This window comes from Pseudoalteromonas sp. (genome assembly GCF_018402495.1).
In the GTDB taxonomy this organism is placed as follows: Bacteria; Pseudomonadota; Gammaproteobacteria; order Enterobacterales; family Alteromonadaceae; genus Pseudoalteromonas.
Genome location: NZ_JAGYIU010000001.1, coordinates 1141043 through 1165912, shown reverse-complemented (window position 1 = coordinate 1165912; position 24870 = coordinate 1141043). Strand labels below are relative to the sequence as shown.

The window sequence follows — 24870 nt, the reverse complement described above, 5'->3', positions numbered from 1 at the left end:
CATAAAGTTGTGATTTAGCATGGTAAGCGGCGTTTCAATAAGTGATTTTTTATTGATTGAATAGATAGTGATTTGAATAAAGCACAGGTAAGCACTTTTATAGTAAAGGCCAATAAACATTGGCCTTTACATTTTATTATTAGTTGGTGGGCATTAAATAGATTTCGCGTACGCTATTACGCTGATTAGCTTCAATGGCAAACAAAACTGCATCGGCCACGTCTTGAGGGGCGAGCTTATCTGGTTTTGCTTCATCAAAAAATGGTGTATTCACCATGCCTGGGGCTATGGTTGTACATCGGCCATGCCAAGGTTTCATTTCTTCTGCAAGGTTTTGACCAAAGCCATGGGCAAACCATTTAGTCGCACCATAAATAGAGCCATCAATGGGTCTTCGCCCTGCTGCAGAGCTGGTTAAAATAAAATGCCCTTGGTTTTCACGTAAGTGAGGCAAAGTGAGTTTGGCGGTCCACAGTAACGCTTTGATGTTAAGGTCAATCATGGCTGACCACTCATTGGGGTCGCCATTTTCGGTGCCAGGTGATGATACGCCCATGCCTGCGTTAGCAAATGCTGCGTCTAATCGCCCAAATTTTTCAACGCCTTTACTCACTACATTCTCAAGTTCATTAAATTCAGTGGCATCTGCTGAAACGCTAAATGCATTTTCATGGCCTAACTCGTCAGCTAGTTTATTGAGTTTATCTTCGCTGCGCGCGGTTAATATCACTTTGTGGCCATTATTAACTAATGTTTTAGCGGTTGCCTCGCCAATGCCGCTCGATGCGCCGGTAATTAAAATTACTTTCTGTGTTGCCATGGTTTGTCTCCTTTTTTGGAATTCTGCCAAGCTTGAGTGTATAGACTCAATTAAATGAGTTAGTTAGGGTTAATTGAGTGACAGTAATGTCGTTTAAGCATGCTATCAGGAGTAATTCATTACCCTAATAGATAGAATCATATGTATTTGAATAGTTAAGCTATAAGTATAATTATATAAACTTAACCTTAATTGAATTTAGAGAGATTAGCGATAAGGGTTTGAACGTATGTTTCAAACCCTAGTAGCCGAAAGCAATTAAGCTTCTAGTTGAAATGGGTATACCGAGCCTAAGCTAAGTAACTGGGTTAACTCATCAAGGGCTTGGTAGCTTTCGGTTAGTAACGCTGGATCGGCAAAGTCGTTAGCACCGAGTTTATCGCGGTAATGGCGCGTAGCCCAATCACATAATTGGGCGTACTTTTGCTCATTTAAAATAACCTCTGGATTTACCGCTGCTAGTTCTTGGCTATTAAGCGCCACACGTAAACGCAAACAAGCAGGTCCGCCGCCATTTTGCATGCTTTGGCGTAAATCAAAAAACTGTACTTGATTTATTGGGTTATCAGCAATAATTATTTCTTCAATATACGCTTTTACGGCGCAGTTACGCTGGCATTCTTGGGGGGCAACTAAAAGCATGTTGTCATCGTTTAAGCTTACTAATTGGCTATTAAATAAATAGCTACTGACAGCATCTTGAATACTCACTTTGTTGGTTGGCACTTCAATAATATAAAGCTGTTTGTTACCTACATAGGCTTCGCGGATATCATCTAATGCTTGCGTTTGATTTAAAAACGCCTGCTGATGGCATAATAAAACATTGGCGTTACCCACCGCGATTACATCATTATGGAACACCCCTTGGTCAATCACATCAGGGTTTTGTTGTAATAGTATTTGGCTGGTATCTTTTATATTGTGCAATCGACAAATGGCTTCAGACGCTTCCAAAGTTTGCCTTGCAGGGAACTTAACGGGTTTAACAAGCTGACTGTTAAAGGCACTTGCACCAAATACAAATAATTCTAGCCCGGTTTCACCATGGCTGTCGCACAGGCGAGTGTGGTTTGCTGCGCCTTCATCGCCAAAAAAGCCTTGCTCAGGCAGATGTGAATGGTGTGCAAAGTATTGTTCGTTATTAAACATCGCTTTAAGCAAACGTGTAGTGGTGTTTGGCTCTAAAGAGCGATGAAATTTATTATTTAGATTAGCCGCAGTGAAGTGCACTTTGCTGTCGTTAGTATCAGGTGAAGGCGATACGGTGGCTGCATTAGCGGTCCACATGGCTGAGGCAGAGTAACAGGCGCGCAATAAAATAGGATCGGCTTTAAAGGCTTTATTAATGACTTGTGCATCGTTGCCAGTAAACCCTAAACGCCGCAGTGCATTTAAATCTGGGCGAGCATGAGGCGCAAATACCCCTTGGGTTAAGCTTTTATCGTGCATGGCTTTCATTTTAGCCAAGCCCTGCAATACTGCTTCTTGCGGATTTGAAAAGCTCGCCGCGTTGTTTAACGAGGCAACATTTCCATACGACAAACCTGCGTAGTTGTGAGTAGGGCCGACTAAGCCGTCAAAATTAACTTCTAAAGCATGCATACACGTTCCACTAACTAATTAAATAGTCTTTTACAATACAACGCTATGACTTAGCTTGCAAAGTCTGTTCAAAAATAGTTTTTAACGCGAGTAGATACGCTCTTTCTCACTGGTGGTATGCGTATTTGTTGGCTCATTAACTTGCCACACTGTGATATCTAAGCGCCATAAAAAATAAAGAGTGTTGTATAAATTAGACATAATTTTTTCCTTGGTGTAACTAACGACAATTAAATATTAGGAAGAAGTATGCCAATTGTTAATTGAATATTTTATGAATAATAATCAATAAGTTAATTTTATATAACAAAACTATAAAAAAGCGTAAGCACCAAATTAGATAAATTTACGCTAGGTTTGCACTAACTTGGGACTGCCTTTAGCTATCGAAAGTTTCATCTTCAGTCTGAGTGTTTAAGTCGTTAACGATTAAATCGAGTAACTGCATTAATTGCTGTGCTTGGGTTGTATTAATACTTTTAAATTTACAAAAAATCCTTTTTGGGATGTCGGCAGCTTTACGTTTTAAAGATTGACCCGTGTGAGTCAGTCGCACCAAACGCTTACGCTTATCGTGTTCGTCTTTTATAACGTTAAGTAGTGACTTGTCGGTCATTTTTTTTAATATTTGAGTAAGTGCGCCACCATCAATTGCGGTTTTATCTATTAGCGCAGCGATGGTTACTTCATCTTGTTCCCACAGCGCCATCATAACAACATACTGAGGATAGGTAAGGTTAAGCTCAGCTAGAGGTTCTCGATAGGCACGGGCTATGCTGTTGGACGCCATATATAAACGATGGCATAACTGATTTTTTAATTTTAACTGTTCAAACGACATCATTTTATCCTTTATTTTAATACATAGTATTTTAGTTTGCATGCAAAATATTTGCAAATGAAGTTTAGGTGGTTTATTATTTTGCATGCAAAACAATAGACTTTAAAATTTTAATATCAGGAGTTCACTATGAATGTGTTACAAAATGTAGCTTATACAGCAAAAGCAACGGCAACAGGCGGACGTGAAGGCGTTGCTAAATCGGATGATGGTCGTTTAGATGTTAACTTATCAACGCCTAAAGGGTTAGGTGGTGACGATGGACAAGGCACTAATCCAGAGCAATTATTTGCAGCAGGTTATGCTGCCTGTTTTATTGGTGCACTTAAATTTGTAGCGGGTAGCGAAAAAATTGTGTTACCAAGCGACACTTACATTAACTCTGAAGTGTCTATTGGTGCGATTGATGCCGGTTTTGGTATTGCTGTAAAATTGGCTGTATCACTAGGTGATATGGACAAAGCAGCGGCACAAGCCTTGGTAGAGAAAGCACATCAAGTATGTCCATATTCAAATGCAACTCGCGGAAATGTGGCGGTAGAGTTGTTTATAATCTAATGTTCAGATCCTAATAAAAACACATGAGTGAATCAATGTTCGATTGCATTATTAATGTCACACTTACCTGATAGATTTATTAAGAGTGTATTAAAAATAACCATGTTTTACTTCGTAACAAAACGTAACGTAGTAAGCTTTTAGCGTTATGTCCCAGTAAATTGTTTAATACCCGACTGGTTGGAACAGTGTTTTTAGCTTTAATGTATACACTATGTAAATAAAAGAGCGTTAAGAGCAAACGAAAGTATTCATACAGAGCCCTTTGTTTGATATTTACTCGGTTAGCGCTCATTTTTAAAATAAACACCGTGCTGAAAATTTAATTTCTAGAGGTTAGCAGGTCTAATACTAATCTTTTAAAAATATGGATCGAGTAATGAAATAAATAACTTTTTAATATCGTCTAAAATTATTGAATTATTTATTGTTACCATTGAGCACGTATCCAATGCAATTAGCATAACAATTAATAAAAAGGATTTTACTAATATTGACTATTAATGCGGCTTAGAATAATTTTTTCAGCAATAAATAGTATGTTGTTTAAATTGGTCTAAACTAAAAAATACATAGATAAAGTAAGGTAATTTTAATGCGGGAAGTAGCGTTAGCAAAAAAGTTATTGTGGATAAGCGTAGGAAGCATACTTTTAACAGTGGTACTATTTTCAGGCATACTGTGGTCTAAATTATCATCAAGTAATGCACAAACCTCTTCTGAGGCGGAAACATTAATTGTCAGTGAAGTAGATGGTCGCTTAACCGCAAATGCAGCCGCATACGGTGAGAAAATTTCAGCATTTATTAATGAAGCCTTTCGGATCCCTTATACTCTTGGCAGTATTTTAGAAGACGCCGACAAAACATCCATAAACAGAGAGTCTGTTGTTCTATTAAATCGCTCAATACTAGAAAGCAACGATGTGATTTCTAGTATTTACTCACAGTTTGAAAAAAATGGCTTTGATGGCAAAGATAGTTATTTTACCCAAGGGTACGATCACTCTGTTGACGGCGCTGGTTCTTTAGAGATCTATTTCACTAAAAATGAAAATGGTGTTGTTGAGCAGCAAGTTGTTGAAGATGAAGCTGAGAAATATATTGATAAGCTTAATGAGTTTGGGCTGCGTGAGGCCGAGTGGTATTTATGTTCAAAAGACAAGTTAAAGCCTTGTATTATGGAACCTTATCTATATGAAATAACGCCAGGTTATTCTGAGATGATGACTTCCTTAGTTGTGCCTATTATTAAATCAGGCCAGTTTGTTGGGGTAACAGGCGCAGATATTACATTACCTGTTTTTCAAAAACTAACAGAAGAGCTTTCAAAAGCGCTTTACGATGGCGAAGCAAAAGTAACCTTACTGAGTCATTTAGGTTTAATTGTTGGGACGAGCCATTATAAAGACAAATTAGGCCGCCCTATAAAAGAAGCGGTTAGCGAACAAGCATATAAAAATTACAGCACGCTTAAAGGTACGGCAGGTGTAAATAAGCAAGGCGCTGAGACGATGGTGTCTTACCCTATTGAAATAAAGTTAGCGGGTATGCAATGGATGCTGTTGATAGAAGTACCTGAAAAACTCGCCTTTGAAGGACCTAACAAACTTGCTGCTGGTATGTCTGAAGCGGCACAAGAGCTTGGCGTAATTATTTTGATCACCGGTGCAGTGATAGCTGTATTAGCATTTATTGTTATGAAGCTTGTGGTCATGAGTGTAGTTGCCCCGCTTAAACAAATTCAGGAGCGGGTTGATAATTTAGCCAGCTCAGAAGGAGATTTAACCCAAACAGTCCACGTTGATAGCCATGCCGAGCTGATTGCCTTAGCTGAAGGAGTTAATAAGTTTTTATCAAAACTTCGTGAGCTAATTTGTGAACTAAAAGGGGTTTCGGAGCGGACTAAGCATCAAGGTGAGGTTACTTCTAATATTGCCGTTGAAACTAATCACAACGTGCAAGCACAGTTTAAAGAAATTGAAAGTGTTGTAACTGCAATGAACGAAATGAGCGCAACCGCACTTGAGGTGGCTAAGGCTTCTGAGCAGTCTGCACAACAAGCCGATGAAATTAATACCTTGGTAGTTAGTAGTGAGTCGAGTTTATCCTCTGCAATGACGCAAGTTAAAACCATGTCTGAGGAGATCAAAGAAGCTAATCAAGCAGTTGAAAAAGTGGCCTCACGTAGTAATGATATTACGCAAATTTTAGATGTGATTCGCACAATTTCTGAACAAACTAATCTATTGGCACTCAATGCCGCCATCGAAGCTGCAAGAGCAGGGGAGCATGGGCGTGGGTTTGCAGTTGTTGCCGATGAAGTCCGTGCTTTAGCGTCTAAAACTCGTTCATCTACTGATGATATAAGCAACCTTATTGATAGTTTGTTATTAGAAGTTGGGAATGCATCAACCGTGATTGAACAAGGCGTTGTGCGTGCACAAAGTGCCGTTGATGAAACTTCAATTGCCTTTGATACACTGCACAGTGTGGTTGTTAAAGTCGATGAAATAACGAATCAAATCACTCATATTGCTACCGCTGCAGAAGAGCAAAGTCTGGTAACTGAAGAAATAAATCGTAACTTAACAATTATTTCTGACGCGGCTTCTCAGCTCTCTGATTTATCTGCTCAGGCGGGCGACAGTAGTGAAGAGCTCAATAAGTTGGTTGCACAACAAGATGCTGAGCTTAATAAGTTAAAAACTTAAAGATCAAATCCTGATGTTAGACGAAAAAGGCGGCTAAGTTAGATTAGCCGCTTCTTTGTTAACTAGTGCCAGTCTTATTAAAAACATGATCAATCTAGCGTACTAATAACCCGCTATCTGCGTTAAAAATTATTTATATATAACAACTTTTTATCATAATTTTCGCCTTGTTATCGAGTCATTTCTTTATCGCTACAATAGTCCACTAATTTAAAGCAATTGATATAGTAATTGTATTATATAAATTTACGATAACACTTATGACACGGGGTCTTTTTTAACGATAAGGAAATTGTTTTCTAACTAGGCTCTGTTTATCTTTCGAGGTTGATTTTGCAGCAGTGCGTTTGGTTTTTAGCAAAGGCAGAGTCCATGTAGTTTATTCTCCATAAATAGGCGACAACAAAGCATAAATGCCAAACGTGCACTGCTTACGTCCTTATCACCTCGACTTGGGCAACAAAAAATTAATTGTTCTTTAGGCAGAACTCTTCGGGGAGCCCCTAACGTACTCTATTGAAATTTAAAGGTTCTACCTATTTAAATTTCACTTCTTTCTTACTGGGGTAATAGGTGCGAATTTGCGGTTTAGTCCATTCACCTTTTTTTAAATAAGAAGTAGATACAACAAATTGTTGGTCTTTAAATTCATTGGTTGATTTAACTTTAGTGATGCCCTCTTGGCTGCCTGTAACATCTTCGTAGGCAACAAATTGTGTTGGGCTCAATACTTTTATAATGCCTTTAGTGTAAAAACCCGCGGTTGTAAAATAATAGAAAACGAGAGATTGTTTTTTACGATCATAAAAAATCATTGACTCTCCTCCATACTCACCTTCGTTTATAGCATGCGAAATGCGAATCGCTTTTCCATTTAGGGTTCGCTGCCATTTGCTCACATCTTGAATGCTGGCCTCACCTTTTTGTGTATTAAAATCGGCTTGCCACGTACCTAAGTAAGGCGCGAATATCTCAAGTTCTGGCGCTAGTGAGTCTGTTTTGCTATTTGCATGAATGCTGAATATAGAGAGTGATAACAGCAGCATCATGGCTTTTAAATATGTCATAATTTAACCTTGATGTTTATTTTTATTATTTCATTATAGGCGATTATTTTTGATAAAAAGTAGCTTAATTATATTTTCTAGTGTGTTTATTTGCTTATTGTGGTTAGCTTATTTAAATAATCAAGTTGAAATGTACCTACCTATATATATTTCTTTGATCAGCGGTATAACATTTTTATATTACGCTTGGGATAAACGAAAGGCAGTACAATCAAACTATAAAAAAGTCAGACGTATACCCGAACGACATTTGCATTTTTTGGCTTTAATTGGCGGGTGGCCGGGTGGACTCTTTGCGCAGCAAGTGCTGCGACATAAGTCGCAAAGAAGCAGATTTATAATAGTTTTATGGGGATGTATAGTAATTAATCTGTGTCTACTGAGTTACATTAATAGCGTATAAAAACAACTATGCAAGATAGTATCCATACGCAATAATACTTAATCATTTTGAGAGGTAATTCAGACGCTAGCGGTGTTAAAAATATCTCATTTACGGCTGCATGGAGGTAGAGTAATGAGCAATTTAAAAAATTCTCTGCTATGTTCTGAATCTAAGTACTGTTTTATATTTAACATTTACTTTAGGGCTTAAACCATGAAAGGAACTATAAAAATTTTCCTTTTTAAAATCATATTCAGTATTAGTACAACACAGGCGTGTGCAGATATGTTTGGTTTTTTTAATAAGCAGGATTTTGTTTTATCGGCTCCGGTAAAAGGGCAATTATTAGATAAAGGGCAGCCTGTTGCAAATACAAAGGTTGTACGCTCGCTTACTTATGGTGATGAATATAAAGATGAAGCAATAACCGATGATAATGGTTTTTTCAACTTCAAAGCAAAAACAATTAGAACAAGTAAGCCTGCAAACATGTTTGATAATGAATCATTGCATCAGCATATCTATTTAGAAAATGGCACGCCTGAGGGAGTTGTTTTATGGTATACCATAGTTTCTATGCACGAGAAGAGTGATACCCTAAAAAACTTACTCGCTTACTTAGAGTGCGATATTGCCAAAGCGCCACAAACATACGACATACCTATAAAAGAAGCATCAGAGCACTTTTTTACAATATATGGTGCATGTAAAATTTAACTAATCTCGCTCTAACAAAATGGCACCACTTTGGGTTTCACCTAAGTGGTCGTCTTTGTTGTAAATTGGGCACTTGCTCATTGATAAACACCCACAGCCAATACAGCCATCTACCCGCTGGCGTAAACGTTGCATATAAGCAATGCGCTCATCAAGCTGTGCTTGCCATTGTTTTGAAAGTGCAGACCAGTCTTTTTGGGTGGGTGTGCGCTGCTCTGGTAACGCTGCTAGAGTTTGTATGATTTCTTCGAGCGTGATCCCCATCGCTTGTGCTGCTTTTATAACCGCGACTCGCCTTAGTACATCAGGTTTATAACGGCGTTGGTTGCCATTGTTTCGCCAACTGCGTATTAGCCCTTTATTTTCGTAAAAGTGCAGTGTAGATACTTTTACACCACTGCGTTTAGCAACATAACCCACCGTTAAGTTGGCTTCAGTGAGCTTTTTTTGTTGTACCGTCATCACTTTAATTCCTTTTAAAAATTTAATTATTACCTATTGACCTAAACTTAACTTGAGGTTTTAAGCTTTGCGCCATCATAAAAAAGGAGCTAACCCAATGCAAGAAAAATCAGCACACAATATTGCAATCATATATTCAAGTGGTCGTAAAAACGGTAATACTACTGCGCAAGTTAACGCCTATAGTAAGCAACAATGCGGCATTGTTTTTTGTTTAGATGATTATGTTATTTCACCTTATCGCTACGATAAGGAGTATCACAATGATGATTTTTATAATTTGTTTGAAGTGTTACTTCGCTACGAACATTGGGTGTTCGCATCCCCTGTGTACTGGTATAACACCACGCCACAAATGAAAGCATTTATGGATAGGATCACAGATTACATGGATGATGAGGCGTTAAAACCTAAGCTTAGAACTTTACGTCAAAAGCAGTTTTCACTGCTCTCTAATGCTGCATCTCCCTCAGCGCCTGACGCATTTATCGATATGTTTAAACATACCTTTAATTATTTAGGAATGACTTTTAAAGCACATTCACATGTTCAGGCTCGTTAATCACGTTAAATAGCGTTAGGCTAAACAAAAAGTAAAAAGGATGATGTATGAAAACGTTACTTATTGGCTCAAGCTTACTTTTAGCTGGCTTTGGCACTCTTGCTGCAGAGCCTGCGCCTGTGGTTAAAGACTATGGTTATTTTTATAATGTACCTGAGCATAAATTTGATTTAAGCCAAGCGCCGTTACAGCAGCAAGGCTACACAGTGAATCCATTTTAAATGAATATTTTGTGTTTTGGTGACTCTAATACTTTTGGAGTCTCTCCTGTTGATGGGAAGCGGCTGAGCGAAACAGAGCGCTGGCCTATTTTATTAAAGCAGCAGTTGGGTATCGGCTTTGAAGTGATTGAAGCGGGGCAACCTAATCGTACTTTAGTGAAGGATCCGCCTTTTAATGGTGATAAGTCAGGGATTAAATATTTAAAACCGTATCTGGAAGCTCACACTGTTGATGTTGTTATTATTCAGCTTGGCACCAATGATTTAAAAGCGCGTTTTGCGCTGTCTGCTATCGATATTGGCAAAGCGCTTGAGGAGTTAATTTCAGCCATTAAAGCATTTTATCACTGTAAAACAATACCAAAGATAATCATTATAAGCCCGCCCAAGGTTCATGAAGTGGGAAGTTATAAAAGTATTTACGCAGGTGCAGGTAAAAAAGCGGAACAATTATCCATTGAGTTCAAAGCTGTCGCTGATCGTCACACGTGTGAATTTTTAGATTGTTATCCGCTGATACAATCTTGCAAGAAAGAGGGCATACACTTACCCGTTAGTGCGCATGGAGAGCTTGCTAATAGGCTGACACCTATAATAAAAAAAACCGCAGTGTATTAACCACTGCGGCTTTGGGTATTGATACAGGGAGAAATTAGAATTCGTAGCTTACGCTTAAGCGTGTTGTACGCGGCATAATGTAACGGCCATTGGGGGCGTCGGCATTACGTGGGTCGCCTTCGGTAATACCTTGCTCGTCGGTTAAGTTATCAATGGCTAATTGCAGTTTAATGCCTTCCATTGGTTCAACAATTAAACCTAAGTCAACTTTTTCGTAGCCATCGAGTGTCACGGTGTTTTCGTTATTACCAAAGCGGTCATCTACTGCTGACAAAGTACCATAGAGTGTGGCGTACATGCCGTCTACTTCAAAGTCATAGCTTGGTGTTACGCGTACTTGCCATTTAGGCTGGCGCTGTGCGTCGTTACCTTTATTTGCAGGGCTTTGTGTGATTTCGGTTTGTTGTAATGTGGTATTTAAATTAACAGAAAAGCCAGATTCATGATTAAAGTTGTAATCAAGTTCAACACCATACGCTTCGTTGGTTAAAATTTCAGCTGGCACACCCGGGCGACTTACAAAGGTATCTCCTTTTACTTCATTGACAAAAAAGGTGGCGTAGAAGTCGGTAGAGTCTGAAATAAGCTTGTAGCCTAGTTCGCCCTGCGTTACTTCTTTAATCAGTTTTTCACCCCCTTGGTATGCGCCAAAGTTATCTCTAAAGTCATCAAAGTATGGCATTTTATAACCACGGTTAACACGGGCAAACACGCCCATGTCGTCATTAATTGAATAGTTTAAACCGGTTGTCCATGAGGTTTTACTTTCATCGTAATCAACAGTTTTAGTGATAATACCGTCAAGGTCTTCATCAACACTGTACTGCACATCATGGTTTTCTTTACGTACACCTAAATCAAGCGTAAACGCATCTGCAAATTTGTATTGCCCTGTAAAGTAAAAAGCATCGGTGCGAGCATCACCTGTTGAGCTAATATCGTAATTAAAACCACACCCGTCAGTGCTTTGGTTACATTCAATACCATTTAATGACTCACCACCGGCTTCCAGTACATGATACGCCGTATTACCTAAGCTCCACCAATCGCTCGCAGATGTACTTGCGGTGTAATAACCAAAAGTGGCCGATAAATCGCCAAATTGCTTTGAAAAAGCTAAGTCGTTAGTAAACGAGCTTATTTCTTTTAATACTACCCAGCGACCCAGTTGCTGAATCGCAGTGTCACTAGCGTATTCTGTGTCAGTTACAGCACCGAATGCCGTTTGGCCATTGTCGGCCACTTCACTAATCGTTGTTGCTGAACCATTAGGTACTAGGCCAAATGTATTGGCATCGCCTTTAGTAATATTAAAACGGTCAATAAATTGCCAACCATTATCAAATTCAAGTTTAATGCTACCGCCTGAAACATGACCATCCCAACCACGGCCATCACCTAGGTCAATGTCGTGAGCTTGCGCATTGGGGCCGGTAAAAATTGTTGCTTGACGGTTAAGTGTACCCAATTGAGTGTACTGGGCATCAATGCCGTCCACGTTTAACGGGGTGGGTAAGTACCAAGCACCGTGATCGTCTGTTTGACGGGTATAAAAGTTAAGCTCGCCATTGTCTAACTCTTTAGTAATGTTAATTGTAAATTGGCTGCCTTTTTCTGAGGTAAAGCCAGCATCACGAATACCCGGTGAGCTTTTAACATAGCCGCCTACCATAAAATATAGGTCGTCGGTGATTTCACCACTTACTACAGCATCAACCCGTTGTAAGTCGTAGTCTGATGTGGTGTATTTAAATAAGCCTTGAGTATCTTCACTGCCACGTTTTAATCTAAAGTTGGTTGTTAAACCAGGCTGACCATTGGATAGCACAGGATTAGGGCCACCACGCAGTGCTTCCATTGTTTCAATCGTTTCATCGATTCTAAATAACGATGAGTTTTCTAAAAATGAAAGAGTAGGCGCAGGGTAAACTGGCGAGCCTTCAATACTGAGTGTTAAAAATGGCGCATCACCCCCTCCTGGAAAACCACGCACAAATACGTTGGCACCAGACTCACCGCCAGAGCTTTCAACCCACACACCGGGAACTGCTTTAAATAAGTCGGCCGTACTTTTAGGTGATAGTTTAATTATTTGCCCAGCATCAATATTTGTCACAGCATAGCTGGCATCAATTTTTCTGATCCCAACACCTGCGGGTGTACCAGAAACGACAATTCGCTCAACTTTTTTTTCGTTTGCTTGTTCTGCTGCAAGAGCAGCGTGTGTGCTTAGGGCTAAAGTAATTGCACAGGCTAGCATGCTTTTTGCTTTATTGAATTTCATGTGTGAGATCCCGTTTTTAGTGTGTTAAACAGTGTGTATTACAGCGAGATTGATTAAATTTTAATGTAAACAGGCTGTATAAATTGAAACTCTAGAGATAAATGCAAACGTTTGCAATGTTTATTTGTAAATTATTTATTAATAAGGGCTGTTGTTTTATTGAGCGTAATTACACAAGAGCGTAATTTTTAAGTTAATGGGCAAGCCAGTAAAAAATAATAATGCTATATTGTCAGCAAGTTAGATATAGCAACAGCCGCAGTGGCGCGTTTAGGGTTTTATGAATAATAAAAAAATTAAATTAGCTGATTTAGCAAAGCTTGCTGGGGTGTCTACCTCAACGGTTTCGCGCGCGCTGAATAATAACCCGCTCATTAAGCAAGAAACCCGCGACAAGCTTCAGCAGCTTGCAAAAAAACATAATTTTAGCCTTAACACGGCGGCTAGCCGTTTGCGTACGCAAAAGACCAATGTTGTTGCCGTTATTATTAATCTTGATGAGCAAACTGAGCAATCAATTGGTGATCCATTTTTACTTAAAGTAGTGAGTGAAATTAATCTAGCGCTTAATCAACAAGGTTTAGAGCTGTTATTATCTAACTCGATAATGGCGCAAGGTGACTGGGCAAATTACTTTATTAATGGACGCCGAGCAGATGGTATTATTGTTGTAGGGCAAGGAAAAAACCAAACTAATATAGAAGCAGCTGCCGATGCAGGTATTCCTTTAGTGGTATGGGGAGATCCAAAAACCCAAAGTAATTATCCTATTGTTGGCAGCGATAACTATTTAGGGGGGTTGCAAGCGAGTACTCACTTAATAGAGCACGGTGCTAAAAATATTCTATTTTTAGGCGATCCTGAGCATGGTGAAATTAGTGAACGGCATCGTGGTTACGCGGCCGCACTTGCTACCCATAAGCTTGAGCAGCATGTTATATCCATTGATATTACCAGTCGCTCTGCGTATCAAGCAATTAATCAGTTATTACGTGAAAAAGGGTTGTATTTTGACGCGATTATGGCCTGTAGTGACATGGTTGCATTGGGGGCGATGAAAGCGCTGAAAGAGCGCTATGTGAGTATTCCCAACGATGTGGCACTGGTTGGATTTGATGACATTGCCATGGCTGATATTAGTCATCCTTCCCTTTCTACAATTAAACAAAACACCCAATTTGCTGCGACTTTGTTAGTTAAAAAGTTAATACAACAGTTTTCAGGTGAAAAAGTTGAATCACAAGTTATTGATATAGAATTAATTACTCGTCAGTCCAGCAAACGTTAATCTAGGGTCTGTTAACCTTTTCGGATTACAATTTGTTCAAACTAGGGGCGGTTTAATCGTCCCAAGAGGTTTGTAACCTAGTGGGCTCGATAACTGCTCCTGCGTTATTCTACTGGCTTACATCCATGTAAGAATAAGTAAAAACCGAGCAAAGCTTCCGCGTCCTGCTCACGCCCCTTACCTACATCCATGTAGGCAACAAAGAGTTAATCGTCCCTAGGCAGAACCCTTCGGGCAGCGCCTGTTTGGCATTAATGCTGCGTTATCGCCTATTTATGGGGAATAACCACACTTCATAGGCTCTGCCTTGCCTAAATACCAAATAGGCTGCTGCAAATTTAACCTTGAAAGGTCAACAGATGTATGGACTCCCACTTCCCTCAGGAGTAACGTAATAAGCAACTAAACTTTTACCAAGGAGCCCATACATGTTTGATTGTAATGTAATCGCAATTGATTTAGCAAAAAATTTATTCCAGGTTTGTAAAACAGATAAAAATGGAAACGTTATTTATAACAAAGCAATCACAAGAGCTAAACTTAAAGAATTATTAATTAAAGAGAAGCAATCTTTAGTTGCTATGGAGTCGTGTGGCGGAACACATTATTGGGCACGCTTTGCTAAACAAGCTGGTCACCAAGTAAAAGCAGTTAATGCACGACAAGTAAAAGCGTTTCGTCAAGGACAAAAAACAGATGCTAATGATGCGCTGGCTATTTCTGTTACCGCTCGCCAGCCTCATATTAAAGAAAGCCGATTACTTTCAGTGCAGGAGCAATGCCTGCAAGGCATTGAATGTATGCGTGATTTATTGGTCAAACAAAAAGTAAGTTTAAGTAACCAACTCAGAGGTTTGCTTTTGGAGTTAGGGTACCCAATAGCTCAAGGTGATACCCCATTAATTCGCGCTATACCAGAGATACTAGAAGACGCAGAAAATAGTTTAACATCCTCATTTCGCTTTTCAATTGACCTCCTTTTTCAACGCTTTAAGGAGATAATTGAAGAAGCAAAGCAGATTGAAAAACAACTGCATGAAATAGTTAAAGAAGATAAAACCTGTAATCGCTTACAAGCCTTGGAGGGAGTCGGTCCAGTCTGTGCAGTCTTGATAAAAATAGCACTAGGTGATGCGACACATTTCAAAAGTGGTCGAGAAGCCGCCGCTTGCTTTGGTTTGACACCTGTACAACATAGCAGTGGTGGTAAAGAAAAAATAGGCTCGATATCTAAAGTGATAGGAAATAAGAAGCTGCGAAGTGCTTTGTTTAAAGGTGCATTAGCTGTTGTTTCCCAACTAGAAAAAGAGAAAGTCGCAGTGAAAAGATGTATGGTTAAAAGCATTAACCGAACGTCGAGGAAAAAAAGTAGCAGCGATTGCTTTAGCGAATAAAACGATAAGAACGGCTTTTGCAATGCAAAAGCATAATAAAGAATATCAGCCGAAATTACTTGCGGCTTAAAATTTGTCAAAAAAGAGCGCTTAAAATAGGTAAGACCAACCTTCAATAGACTGTTAGGGTCTGAAGTTTCATAAACTGCTCAACCCCCCTGTGTCAGGATAGTTGTCGCCTCTAATATTTAGCAGAGGCAGATAAAAATGAGACGTAGATTTACGCAAGAATTTAAAGTTCAAGCAGTTGAAAAAGCATTATCTCAATGTGATGATAGCCTAGAAGATATTGCAGATGATTTAGGTGTCGGTTATTCAACGTTACAACGTTGGATAGCACTTGCAAAAAAACATCAACTTGAAACACACCAGACGGGTAGCCAAATGACAGCAGAAAAACGACCACAAGACTGGAGTTTTGAAGAAAGACTCAGCGCGATTATTGACTGCGGCCATTTAGATGAAGCAGCTATTAATGAATACTGCCGTAATAAAGGGCTTTACCCGCATCATATTCAGCAATGGAAGAAAAGCTTTGCAACAGCACCTTCAAATAAAGCAGTAAACTCAGACAGTAAACAGCTTAAGCAAGAGATAAAACAGCTGCAAAAAGAACTGAATCGTAAAAATAAAGCCTTGGCTGAAGCAGCCGCTCTGCTTATTCTTAAAAAAAAAGCGGATGCACTCTGGGGTCTCAACGAGGACGATTAACAACATCGGCTGAGCGACATGAATTAATAAAGCTTATTACAAATGCGCAGGATTCAGGGGCAAGGAAAGAAAAAGCATGTGAGTTACTTGGGCTGACAGTAAGAACGGTTCAACGCTGGAGTAAAGCTGACAGTATGACTGACAAGCGAACGAGTACGATAAAACGGCCGCCAAACCGTCTCACAGAGTTAGAGCGCCAGCGTATTATTACTACGGTTAACTCAGCTGAATATGGGCATTTACCGGCCAGTAAAATAGTCCCCAAGCTGCTTGATAACGGCATATGGATAGCGTCTGAAAGCTCATTTTATCGTGTCATGAAGACACATAACCTATTAACACATAGAGAAAAAGTAAAGCCAGCTAAGCCGATGAAGAAGCCAAAAGCATTGAAGGCAGTGCGTGCAAATGAAGTGTATACCTGGGATATCACCTATTTACCAACGAGCGTAAAGGGGCAATTTTTATACTTATATTTAGTGATGGACATTTTTAGTCGAAAGGTTGTCGGTTGGCAGATTCACGACACACAATTAAGTGAATTAGCCGCAGATTTAATGAAGGATATTTGTAGTCGAGAGCATATAAAGCGAGAGCAGGTTACGTTACACTCAGATAATGGCAGCCCAATGAAAGGCGCGACATTGTTGGCAACATTACAGGAGTTAGGCATTGTGCCATCATTTAGCCGACCGTCAGTAAGTAATGACAACCCATACTCTGAGTCGTTATTTAAAACGTTAAAGTATCGCCCAGAATACCCAGAAAAGGCATTTGAAGATATAAGCGCAGCAAGGGAATGGGTAAGCGGGTTCGTTGATTGGTACAACAATGAGCACCTACACAGTGGTATAAAATTTGTGACGCCAAATCAACGTCATTCAGGTTTAGATAAAGAGATATTAGCCAAGCGTCAGCAGGTAAACGATGCTGCTAAATTGAATAATCCAAGTCGTTGGTCAGGAAAGTCACGAGATTGGTCAATGATAAACGAAGTAAATTTGAATCCTGAGAAAAAAGAAGAAATGCGGGCGGCATAAATTTAACTTGAGGCGACAACTAACTTGAAAAACTCCGCAACAGAAAAGTCATGAAGGTGCGAATACATAAGAGGCCAGAGGTAGCTCCTCAATTTGAGCCCGTATATAAGCTAGCATCTAAATTTATTTTAACTTTTTCTTTTTGACATTTTCGGGGAGTCCATATAAGAACCTAGCATGCATGTATATTAATTGTTAAATTTAAAATGCAAACGATTGCAATGGTGTTTGTTCTACTCTAAACTCAGGATTCACTGACTAACACACACAGTAATTTACCAGCTATGGGTAATTTGCTTTATAAACGTTATGGCCTATGTCGCTATAAACGAGGCACGCAATGAGTAAAATAAAAATCACACTGGCAATTGCTGCAAGCTATTTTATTTTCGCAATATTATTAAATAGCGTAGGCACTGTTATTTTGCAGTCTATAAACACATTAGGAGTAAGCAAAACCGAAGCCTCGGTTTTAGAGGGGTTTAAAGACTTATCAATAGCCATAATGTCATTTGTGGTTGCTTCATTTATACCACGTTTAGGCTACAAGCTTGCAATGCTGCTAGCACTGATAGTTGTCGCTATAGCGTGTTTGAGTACGGCTGTAATAAGTGACTTTTACATGTTTAAAGTGTTATTTGCGGCGGTAGGCTGCGGATTTGCGGTCGTTAAGGTGTCGGTTTATTCAATTATTGGCCAAGTGACAGAGGATGCAAATAGTCACTCTTCATTACTTAACACCATAGAAGGCATCTTTATGGTGGGTGTATTAAGTGGTTATTGGATATTTACCGCATTTATAGACCCTGTTGATAGCAATGCGTGGTTGAATGTTTATTACCTATTAGCAGCGCTTACGCTGTTGGTGATTGTCAGTGTCGTGATAGCACCAATAAAACCCGCTATTAAAGGTCAAAAAGGCAACGCGGGTTGGCATGATTTTATCGCTATGCTTAAGCTTACTTATCAACCCTTAGTACTGATTTTTATTATTAGTGCATTTTTGTATGTGTTAATCGAGCAAGGGGTAGGGACTTGGTTGCCTACATTTAATAATCAAGTTTTGCAATTACCAGTCGCCATTAGTATTCAACTTGCGAGTATTTTTGCCGCAGCCCTGGCGCTAGGGCGATTAGTAGCGGGTCAAATATTAAAGCATATTCATTGGTTTGTAGTACTTAGCTGTTGTTTAGTTGCTATGGCTGCATTGATCATTATTACCTTACCACTAACGGAAAACTTACCTAAAAGCGAGGTGAATAGTTTATTTGATGCGCCTCTGGCGGCGTTTGTTTTGCCATTAATTGGCTTTTTTATGGCGCCCATTTATCCGGTACTCAACTCAGTCATGCTCAGTGCGCTTCAAAAGCATCAACATGCTGCAATGACGGGGTTAATCGTTGTATTTTCAGCACTGGGTGGCACCACAGGGTCGGTGATAACCGGGTATGTATTTGAGCACTTTAGCGGCCAACATGCTTTTTATCTTTCACTTGTGCCCATTAGTTTAATTTTTATTAGCGTGATTATTTTTAAAAAACGCACCCATGCCATTTCACAACACGCAGTCAATGCTTAATAGATTAGGACAGTTATGAGTTTTTTTAATAGCCAATTATTTAAAGATGTACAGTCGCAGCATATATTTAGCGACTGTAAAACGTTTGCTGATGCAACCGCACGTGTTGATTGGCAAAGTGCATGTAAACAATATGAGCAAATAGCCCCTCTTAATAAAACGCAATTGAGCGACTTTGTTAATGCGCATTTTGTCACAACCCCCTTATTAACCATGAATGAGGCTGCTAATACCGAAAGTGTAAAAAGCTATATAAACTCACTATGGAGTGGTCTACTTCGTGAAGCTGACGCGCCCAAGGCCAACTCTTTATTGGCTTTAAAGCATAGCTACATTGTGCCTGGTGGACGTTTTCAAGAAATTTATTATTGGGATAGTTACTTCACAGCACTGGGTTTAATAGATGCAGATAAAGGCGATGTAGTAGAAAATATGCTACAAAACTTTATCGATTTAATTAACGATTACGGCTGTATTCCTAATGGTAACCGCCGTTATTATTTATCGCGTTCGCAGCCGCCTGTTTTAGCGCTGATGGTGGATCTTTTATGGCAACACACTCATAGTAAAGCGCATAATTTAACTTGGCTTAAGCAGTGCGTTGAGGCGCTAATGAAAGAGCACGCATTTTGGATGCAAGGCGCAGATACACTCAGTGATACGCAAACAAGTGTAAAACGTGTTGTTAAAATGCCATGTGGTGGTGTGCTCAATCGATACTGGGATGATGAGGCGGCTCCTCGCGCAGAGTCATTAAGAGAAGATCTTGAGCTTGCATCAGGGCTGGCAGACAATAAAAAAGCTGAGTTTTATCGTAATATTCGTGCTGCGTGTGAATCAGGCTGGGACTTTAGCTCGCGCTGGTTAGCTAAGCCAAACCTACTGAGCTCAATTCAAACGGTAGATATTGTACCCATAGATTTAAATTGCCTACTTTATAATTTAGAAAATCAGCTTAGTGAATGTTTTAAATTGCTTGGCAACGATAAACAATCACATATTTACAATGGCTATGCCTTAAAAAGAAAGTTACTTATTAATCAATATCTTTGGAGTAATGAGCTAGGTTTTTTTGTTGATTATAATCATAAGTTATCTAAGGAGTCTGCTATTTTAAGCGCAGCGGCCAGTACAGCGCTTTTTGTTAATTTAGCCTCGCAGCAGCAAGCTGAACATGTTGCTAATGTATTGAACGAGCAGTTTTTAAAAGTAGGCGGCATTGTAACCACCGTTGTGCATACTCCACAGCAATGGGACAGCCCAAATGGCTGGGCTCCATTACAATGGTTTGCGGTAAAAGGCCTACACAATTATGGTATTGACCAGTTAGCTACACGCATAATGAAAAACTGGCTAACAATGATAGAGCATGATTTTATCGTAAATAAATGCTTGCTTGAAAAATATAACGTGTGTACACCGCAACAAAAAGCCAGCGGGGGGGAATATCAAGTACAGCAAGGGTTTGGTTGGACCAATGGTGTTACATCGCGTTTTTATACACTGATACCCTATATACAATAATATGTGATCATTTTGAGGTAGGAAATCAGACGTTAGCTGCGTTAAAGTTTTCTTATTTACGATTGCATGGATGCAAGAGATAAAGCAATGTACAAGCCGTTGCCCAAAATACCTTTATTACAACACTTTATGGTGTTGTCGATACGGTTTTCTTACCTCAAATCGCTCATGTAATTAAGTGATTTTCTTTTTACATCATAAGAGTATTGTGTTTTGTAGTTAATTTAGGTAATATGACGCCGATGTGAATTTTATATTTCAAGGATGGTTTTTATGTTGCAAAAAAACGCCGCTTTTATTAAAACAACCTTTCAATCGTCTTTCCATTCTCAAAATTACACTCTTATTTTAAGTACACTTCAAGCCATTTTTGGTGATATAAAAATGGATGAAGTTATCCCAAGCATTGAACAACGTGCGACTTATGATATTTTTTTAATTGATGGGTCTAAAAATGATTGGCAAGATCTGATACCTGCTGATTTAATTTGCTTGACTAAACAAAATAAAGTGGTACTTTTTAATGTGGAGTTAGCGCAAGTGTGTGAAAAAAACTTATTACTTAACCATTTCAATGGGGTGTTTTATAAGTCGGCGGCAGTAGAGGATATATTTAAAGGCTTAATCAGAATTAATAATGGTGAGCTGTGGTTTACTCGAAAAGTAATCTCTAAGGCTTTTAATGATATTTTATGCGTAGCTTCTTCGTTTAACTCTTTAAGTGAAGAAATTAAATTAAATGAAGCTGATTATAAAAACTTAACTAAACGTGAAAAATCGGTTATTCATTTAATCGCACAAGGTGCAAGTAATAATAAAATAGCAGATAAACTTAATATTAGTGATCATACCGTTAAAACCCACCTTTATAGTGCTTTTAAAAAAACTAACTCACGTAATAGAGTTGAATTGGCCAATTGGGCGCAAAGATATATTTCAGTATTATTACCTGTTGAGAGCTAATCGTTATTTGTTTGGCCACATCAATGACGTTGTGGCCATCTGCAAGAGTAGGTTAAGTTGCCTGTTTAGCCCATAAGCCTTTATCAATACCTTTGGTGATAAGATCTGTAAGCGCCTTTTCTATTGCTTGCGTTACGCAAATGCTCATTGGTTCATTATCACTAAAGCCCGCCTCAGCTTCCGCCAGACGTTTATAGCTAACATACCTAAAAAAACCTGCTCGCATTTCTTGGCTCAATACTTTTTTGCTGGTGGCTACTGATAACAATACCTGGCCAGTTCTTACATCTACGGCACGTAAATAGATTGATATTGCATCTTCACGATATAGCTCTGATGCGCCAATACCAAAATATTCCATTCCTAAGCCACCCGTTTTTACATTGGTGTCGTAACTAATTATACCGCCTTCTAAAATGATTTTCGCAGTGGTTAACGGCGGTAGCTCGCCTTGATTAGGATTAGTCGCTTGTGCCGCTCTAATTATTTTTCTCTCTGTTAAAATATTTTGTAGACCCTCACGTTCAACCGGCGTAAACCAGTCAGACTCATGTAATGCTTGCACTAGAATAGAGTTTGCACCTTGAGTGACGGCCGTTGAAAACGAGCTAACATTAGTTTGTGGCTTATATTGCCCCGTTTGATCGCGAAATGAATAAACCGAGACTGGAATGCTGCCCGCAGGTTTAGGTAAGCTTTTTAAATCAGAAAAAACATCTGTTGGCTCTAATGTAGTCGCATTTTGTTTTGATGGTGGAATAACATTGCTTATTGTTGAACAGCCACTCAGGCAAAAAACCAGTGTTAATGTTAATAGTTTATACATTATCCAAACCTCGGTACTTCAATGATGACAATTGAACCGTCAATGATATTTGTTATTTTTACAGTAATTGAATCTGTTGTACTGGTGATCACTTCTATTTGATGGTCGCCACTCATAAACATTGAGTCTTGGTTAAAAATACTGTCTTCTACGTTCTCGCCAAAGGCAATATCAGTAATTTCTCTAACCATTCTATTTAAATAAGTGCGCTCTAATGAGGTTTGAAATTGCTCAGCATAGCCTTTTTCTATTACCGGAGCTTTGTGTTTATTTTGTGCTTGTGCCTTGCTTAGTAGCATATTTGCATTAAGCGGATTACCGCCAAAACTTGGATTAATGGGGGTATACACAAGTTCGGTTGCGGACGCTGAAAAACACAGTGCTGTTATTATTGTAAATGCTATTTTTTTCATAATTACCATCCATTTAGTGCCATATCAGGGGTTGCGGTTTGTATGTTTGAGCGCGCCATGGCATCCATTACCGAATGAATAGCTTGTTCTACCCGCTCATCCAAAGGCTCTAATTTTCGTCCCAAATGGGTTGCATAAATAATATTATTATTCATGATTAAAACTAATCTAGTGCCTGCTCGTGGTATAACCGTTTCTTTTATTTCTACATTAAAGCCAGCTGTTGAAGGCAGTTCTCGCCAATAATTTGAAAACTCGCTGTAAAATTGATACCCAAAGCGGCTAATACTTTTGTTTAGTAATAATCCGTCGATTTCTAAATCATCACTGGCATGACTCAACGGAGTAAAAAAAGTCAAAAGTATAAAAAGATAGTTATAGTGTTTATTTTTCATAGTTAAAATAAGGGAGAGGGTTACTCTCCCTATCTCATCAATTACATTTGCGTAATTGTTGCTGTATTCCCATCACCGATTTGAGTGACAGAGAATGTACTATTAAAGCCAATTACGTTACCTTCAACAGTGTTGTAATTACCGGTTTGAGTAACAGAGAATGAAACGTTTTCACCACCTAACAAAAACGCTGAATCTCCAGTTCCACCTACCCAGTTACCTTCACCTTCTTGCGCAATATCAATAGAGTGATTGCTACCTTCTACCATTAAGTCAATCACGTTAATATCACCATTTTGTGCAATATCAATTTGGTTTGCGTTGCTATCAAGAATACCCGCTAGTGTAACGATTGCCTCATTTTGATTACCAACTTGATTAACATCAATATCGTTATCGTTTGATGTGAGAGAAACATCTGGGTATGAAGATTGCACTAAAATTGCGTTTTCATCGCCACCACTTTGGCTAAGATCAACATCGTTACCGTTGCCGTTAAAATTAGCTAAATGAACTGAGCTAAAATCACTTATTTGAGTTACTGTAAATTCATTGTCTGAACCAATCACACCCATGTATACTTCATTGGTGTTACCAATTTGCATGGCTGTAAGCTCATTGCCGTCGCCCATTAACTCGGTTGTTGCAAGGTTTTCATCGCCTACTTGTTTAACGACTACTGCGTTGTCAGCACCTTCAAAAAGCCCAGATTCAATCGCATTATTCGAACCTTCTTGGTCCAGTTTTATTTCATTATTATTACCTGAAACGGCTGCAAAAGTAATCGCATTGTTATCACCGCTACTTTGCTCAATGGCTATTTCGTTTGCATCCCCTGCAATGTCAGTGAATGTGGCAATGTTACGAGAACCATCTTGCTCAACGTCAAACTCATTTTCGTTACCGCGTAATGAGCCTATTTTAAACTCATTCCATGTATCTGTTTGTTCAATTTCAATGATGTTCTCATCACCCGATAAGCTAAGTACTTCAAATTCTTGCCACATGCCAGACTGAGATGAAATAATTTCGTTACCGTTACCTCTCATGTCCATGTTGTAAAACCAGTGGCCGCCATTGCCTTGTTCTACGTCAATATTATTGTCGCTACCAGTGATGATATTGATTGCTTCATTGTTTTGAAATAGTCCTTGGCCAAATTGAGAAACATAAACACCGTTATGATCGCCTGTTATGCGTGTAATAAACCCATTGGCTACACCATCTTGTGCATAAGTTTGTTGGTTGTTATCTCCGGTTGTTTCAACTTCAGCGTAATTGCTGTTTTGTAATTGAGCTATTTTAACATCGTTGCTGTTACCAATTTCACTGATCAGTGCTGTGTTGCCGTCGCCATCTTGAGATACCAATGCGGTGTTGTCAGAAAATGATTGGTTAACTATGGCGACATTTTCAACGCTGCTTACAGATACTTTAGCTGCAAGCTCAGATGTTGAACCAGGTTTGGTTTGTGTGTTTGCGTTTGCGCTAAAGCTGGCACCCATTGCAATTGCAATTGCACAGCTTAAAAGTGATTTATTCAATTTCATTATTTTCTCCATGAATTATTAGAGTAAACGCTTCGTTTTGTATTTTTTAAGAAGTGTTTATTGTATTGGCATGCCGTGCCGAAAATAGTTTATGTTTTACCTACGCACTAAAGTGAAGTCTGTTTAGTGCAGTTAATGCTTAATTAAACTCATCTTTTTTTATCATATTAAGTTTAATATTTGTTAAGCGTTTAACTGTTTCGCTACTGTATTCTCTGAAATGAATTATTTAAATCATCATTTTTTACCAATTATTTACTTTATTATTTTCAGTTGCTTAGATTTTTTTACTGATTTTTTAGTGGTAGGAATTAAAAAGCAGTCAAAAATAATG

The 24870-nt window shown here is 38.9% G+C and carries 23 protein-coding genes; 13 read left to right on the top strand and 10 right to left on the bottom strand.

The window, feature by feature from the left end:
- Positions 1–139 precede the first annotated feature (139 nt).
- The 3 genes from KG708_RS05295 to KG708_RS05285 all read right to left on the bottom strand — a co-directional run bounded on the left by KG708_RS05295 (position 140) and on the right by KG708_RS05285 (position 3266).
- On the bottom strand, positions 140–820 hold the full coding sequence (locus tag KG708_RS05295) for an SDR family oxidoreductase (RefSeq protein WP_213608420.1): 681 nt from the start codon (positions 818–820) through the stop codon (positions 140–142).
- A gap of 258 nt (positions 821–1078) precedes the next feature.
- Complete coding sequence (gene astB / locus KG708_RS05290) at positions 1079–2425, bottom strand: N-succinylarginine dihydrolase (RefSeq protein WP_213608419.1); 1347 nt, start codon at positions 2423–2425, stop codon at positions 1079–1081.
- Between the two features lie 379 nt (positions 2426–2804).
- Positions 2805–3266 carry a MarR family transcriptional regulator gene (locus KG708_RS05285; protein ID WP_213608418.1) on the bottom strand — a complete coding sequence of 154 codons (462 nt, stop codon included), beginning with the start codon at positions 3264–3266 and terminating at the stop codon, positions 2805–2807.
- Positions 3267–3395: 129 nt separating this feature from the next.
- Between KG708_RS05285 and KG708_RS05280 the strand changes: the two genes are divergently transcribed.
- Together KG708_RS05280 and KG708_RS05275 are read left to right on the top strand one after the other, a co-directional pair.
- Complete coding sequence (locus KG708_RS05280; RefSeq protein WP_213608417.1) at positions 3396–3824, top strand: organic hydroperoxide resistance protein; 429 nt, start codon at positions 3396–3398, stop codon at positions 3822–3824.
- 595 nt (positions 3825–4419) lie between these two features.
- Complete coding sequence (locus KG708_RS05275; RefSeq protein ID WP_213608416.1) at positions 4420–6537, top strand: methyl-accepting chemotaxis protein; 2118 nt, start codon at positions 4420–4422, stop codon at positions 6535–6537.
- A gap of 536 nt (positions 6538–7073) precedes the next feature.
- Here KG708_RS05275 and KG708_RS05270 read toward each other — a convergent pair.
- A complete protein-coding gene (locus tag KG708_RS05270) occupies positions 7074–7604 on the bottom strand; it encodes a hypothetical protein (protein ID WP_213608415.1) in 531 nt (176 codons plus the stop codon).
- 49 nt (positions 7605–7653) lie between these two features.
- Between KG708_RS05270 and KG708_RS05265 the strand changes: the two genes are divergently transcribed.
- Positions 7654–8007 (top strand): DUF1294 domain-containing protein, encoded by a 354-nt coding sequence (locus KG708_RS05265; protein WP_213608414.1) that lies wholly within the window; start codon positions 7654–7656, stop codon positions 8005–8007.
- A gap of 267 nt (positions 8008–8274) precedes the next feature.
- Complete coding sequence (locus tag KG708_RS05260) at positions 8275–8706, top strand: DUF6795 domain-containing protein (RefSeq protein WP_301003270.1); 432 nt, start codon at positions 8275–8277, stop codon at positions 8704–8706.
- Here the strand turns inward: KG708_RS05260 and soxR are convergent, their stop codons facing one another.
- Positions 8707–9168, bottom strand: a complete 462-nt coding sequence (soxR, locus tag KG708_RS05255; RefSeq protein WP_213608412.1) for a redox-sensitive transcriptional activator SoxR — start codon at positions 9166–9168, stop codon at positions 8707–8709.
- A gap of 97 nt (positions 9169–9265) precedes the next feature.
- Here soxR and KG708_RS05250 point away from each other — a divergent pair, with 97 nt between their 5' ends.
- From KG708_RS05250 to KG708_RS05240, 3 genes are read left to right on the top strand one after another with little or no spacing between them, the layout of a single operon-like run.
- Complete coding sequence (locus tag KG708_RS05250; protein WP_213608411.1) at positions 9266–9730, top strand: NAD(P)H-dependent oxidoreductase; 465 nt, start codon at positions 9266–9268, stop codon at positions 9728–9730.
- A gap of 47 nt (positions 9731–9777) precedes the next feature.
- A complete protein-coding gene (locus tag KG708_RS05245) occupies positions 9778–9951 on the top strand; it encodes a hypothetical protein (protein ID WP_213608482.1) in 174 nt (57 codons plus the stop codon).
- Entirely contained in the window at positions 9952–10569 is a 618-nt protein-coding gene (locus KG708_RS05240; RefSeq protein ID WP_213608410.1) for a GDSL-type esterase/lipase family protein, read from the top strand. It abuts the gene before it with no gap.
- A gap of 34 nt (positions 10570–10603) precedes the next feature.
- Here the strand turns inward: KG708_RS05240 and KG708_RS05235 are convergent, their stop codons facing one another.
- A complete protein-coding gene (locus KG708_RS05235; protein ID WP_213608409.1) occupies positions 10604–12853 on the bottom strand; it encodes a TonB-dependent receptor in 2250 nt (749 codons plus the stop codon).
- Positions 12854–13133: 280 nt separating this feature from the next.
- Between KG708_RS05235 and KG708_RS05230 the strand changes: the two genes are divergently transcribed.
- From KG708_RS05230 to KG708_RS05205, 6 genes are all read left to right on the top strand, one after another.
- Positions 13134–14141 (top strand): LacI family DNA-binding transcriptional regulator, encoded by a 1008-nt coding sequence (locus tag KG708_RS05230; protein ID WP_213608408.1) that lies wholly within the window; start codon positions 13134–13136, stop codon positions 14139–14141.
- A gap of 428 nt (positions 14142–14569) precedes the next feature.
- Positions 14570–15535, top strand: a complete 966-nt coding sequence (locus KG708_RS05225; RefSeq protein WP_213608407.1) for an IS110 family transposase — start codon at positions 14570–14572, stop codon at positions 15533–15535.
- Positions 15536–15742: 207 nt separating this feature from the next.
- A protein-coding gene (locus KG708_RS05220; protein WP_213608406.1) for an IS3 family transposase occupies positions 15743–17286 on the top strand; the annotation gives its coding sequence in 2 pieces (ribosomal slippage) (positions 15743–16220 and positions 16220–17286; 1545 coding nt in all).
- A gap of 340 nt (positions 17287–17626) precedes the next feature.
- Entirely contained in the window at positions 17627–18865 is a 1239-nt protein-coding gene (locus KG708_RS05215) for an MFS transporter (RefSeq protein ID WP_213608405.1), read from the top strand.
- Between the two features lie 15 nt (positions 18866–18880).
- Positions 18881–20389, top strand: coding sequence for an alpha,alpha-trehalase TreF (treF, locus tag KG708_RS05210; RefSeq protein WP_213608404.1), 1509 nt, complete (start codon positions 18881–18883; stop codon positions 20387–20389).
- A gap of 273 nt (positions 20390–20662) precedes the next feature.
- Positions 20663–21352 carry a response regulator transcription factor gene (locus tag KG708_RS05205; protein ID WP_213608403.1) on the top strand — a complete coding sequence of 230 codons (690 nt, stop codon included), beginning with the start codon at positions 20663–20665 and terminating at the stop codon, positions 21350–21352.
- A gap of 52 nt (positions 21353–21404) precedes the next feature.
- Here KG708_RS05205 and KG708_RS05200 read toward each other — a convergent pair whose 3' ends face one another.
- The 4 genes from KG708_RS05200 to KG708_RS05185 are packed head-to-tail and all read right to left on the bottom strand — an operon-like array spanning position 21405 to position 24536.
- On the bottom strand, positions 21405–22178 hold the full coding sequence (locus tag KG708_RS05200; RefSeq protein ID WP_213608402.1) for a CsgG/HfaB family protein: 774 nt from the start codon (positions 22176–22178) through the stop codon (positions 21405–21407).
- A complete protein-coding gene (locus KG708_RS05195) occupies positions 22178–22600 on the bottom strand; it encodes a curli assembly protein CsgF (RefSeq protein WP_213608401.1) in 423 nt (140 codons plus the stop codon). The genes KG708_RS05200 and KG708_RS05195 overlap by 1 nt, the downstream gene beginning before the upstream one ends.
- Positions 22594–22986, bottom strand: a complete 393-nt coding sequence (locus KG708_RS05190) for a curli production assembly/transport protein CsgE (protein WP_213608400.1) — start codon at positions 22984–22986, stop codon at positions 22594–22596. The genes KG708_RS05195 and KG708_RS05190 overlap by 7 nt, the downstream gene beginning before the upstream one ends.
- Before the next feature lie 41 nt (positions 22987–23027).
- Entirely contained in the window at positions 23028–24536 is a 1509-nt protein-coding gene (locus KG708_RS05185; protein WP_213608399.1) for a curlin, read from the bottom strand.
- Positions 24537–24870: the final 334 nt, after the last annotated feature.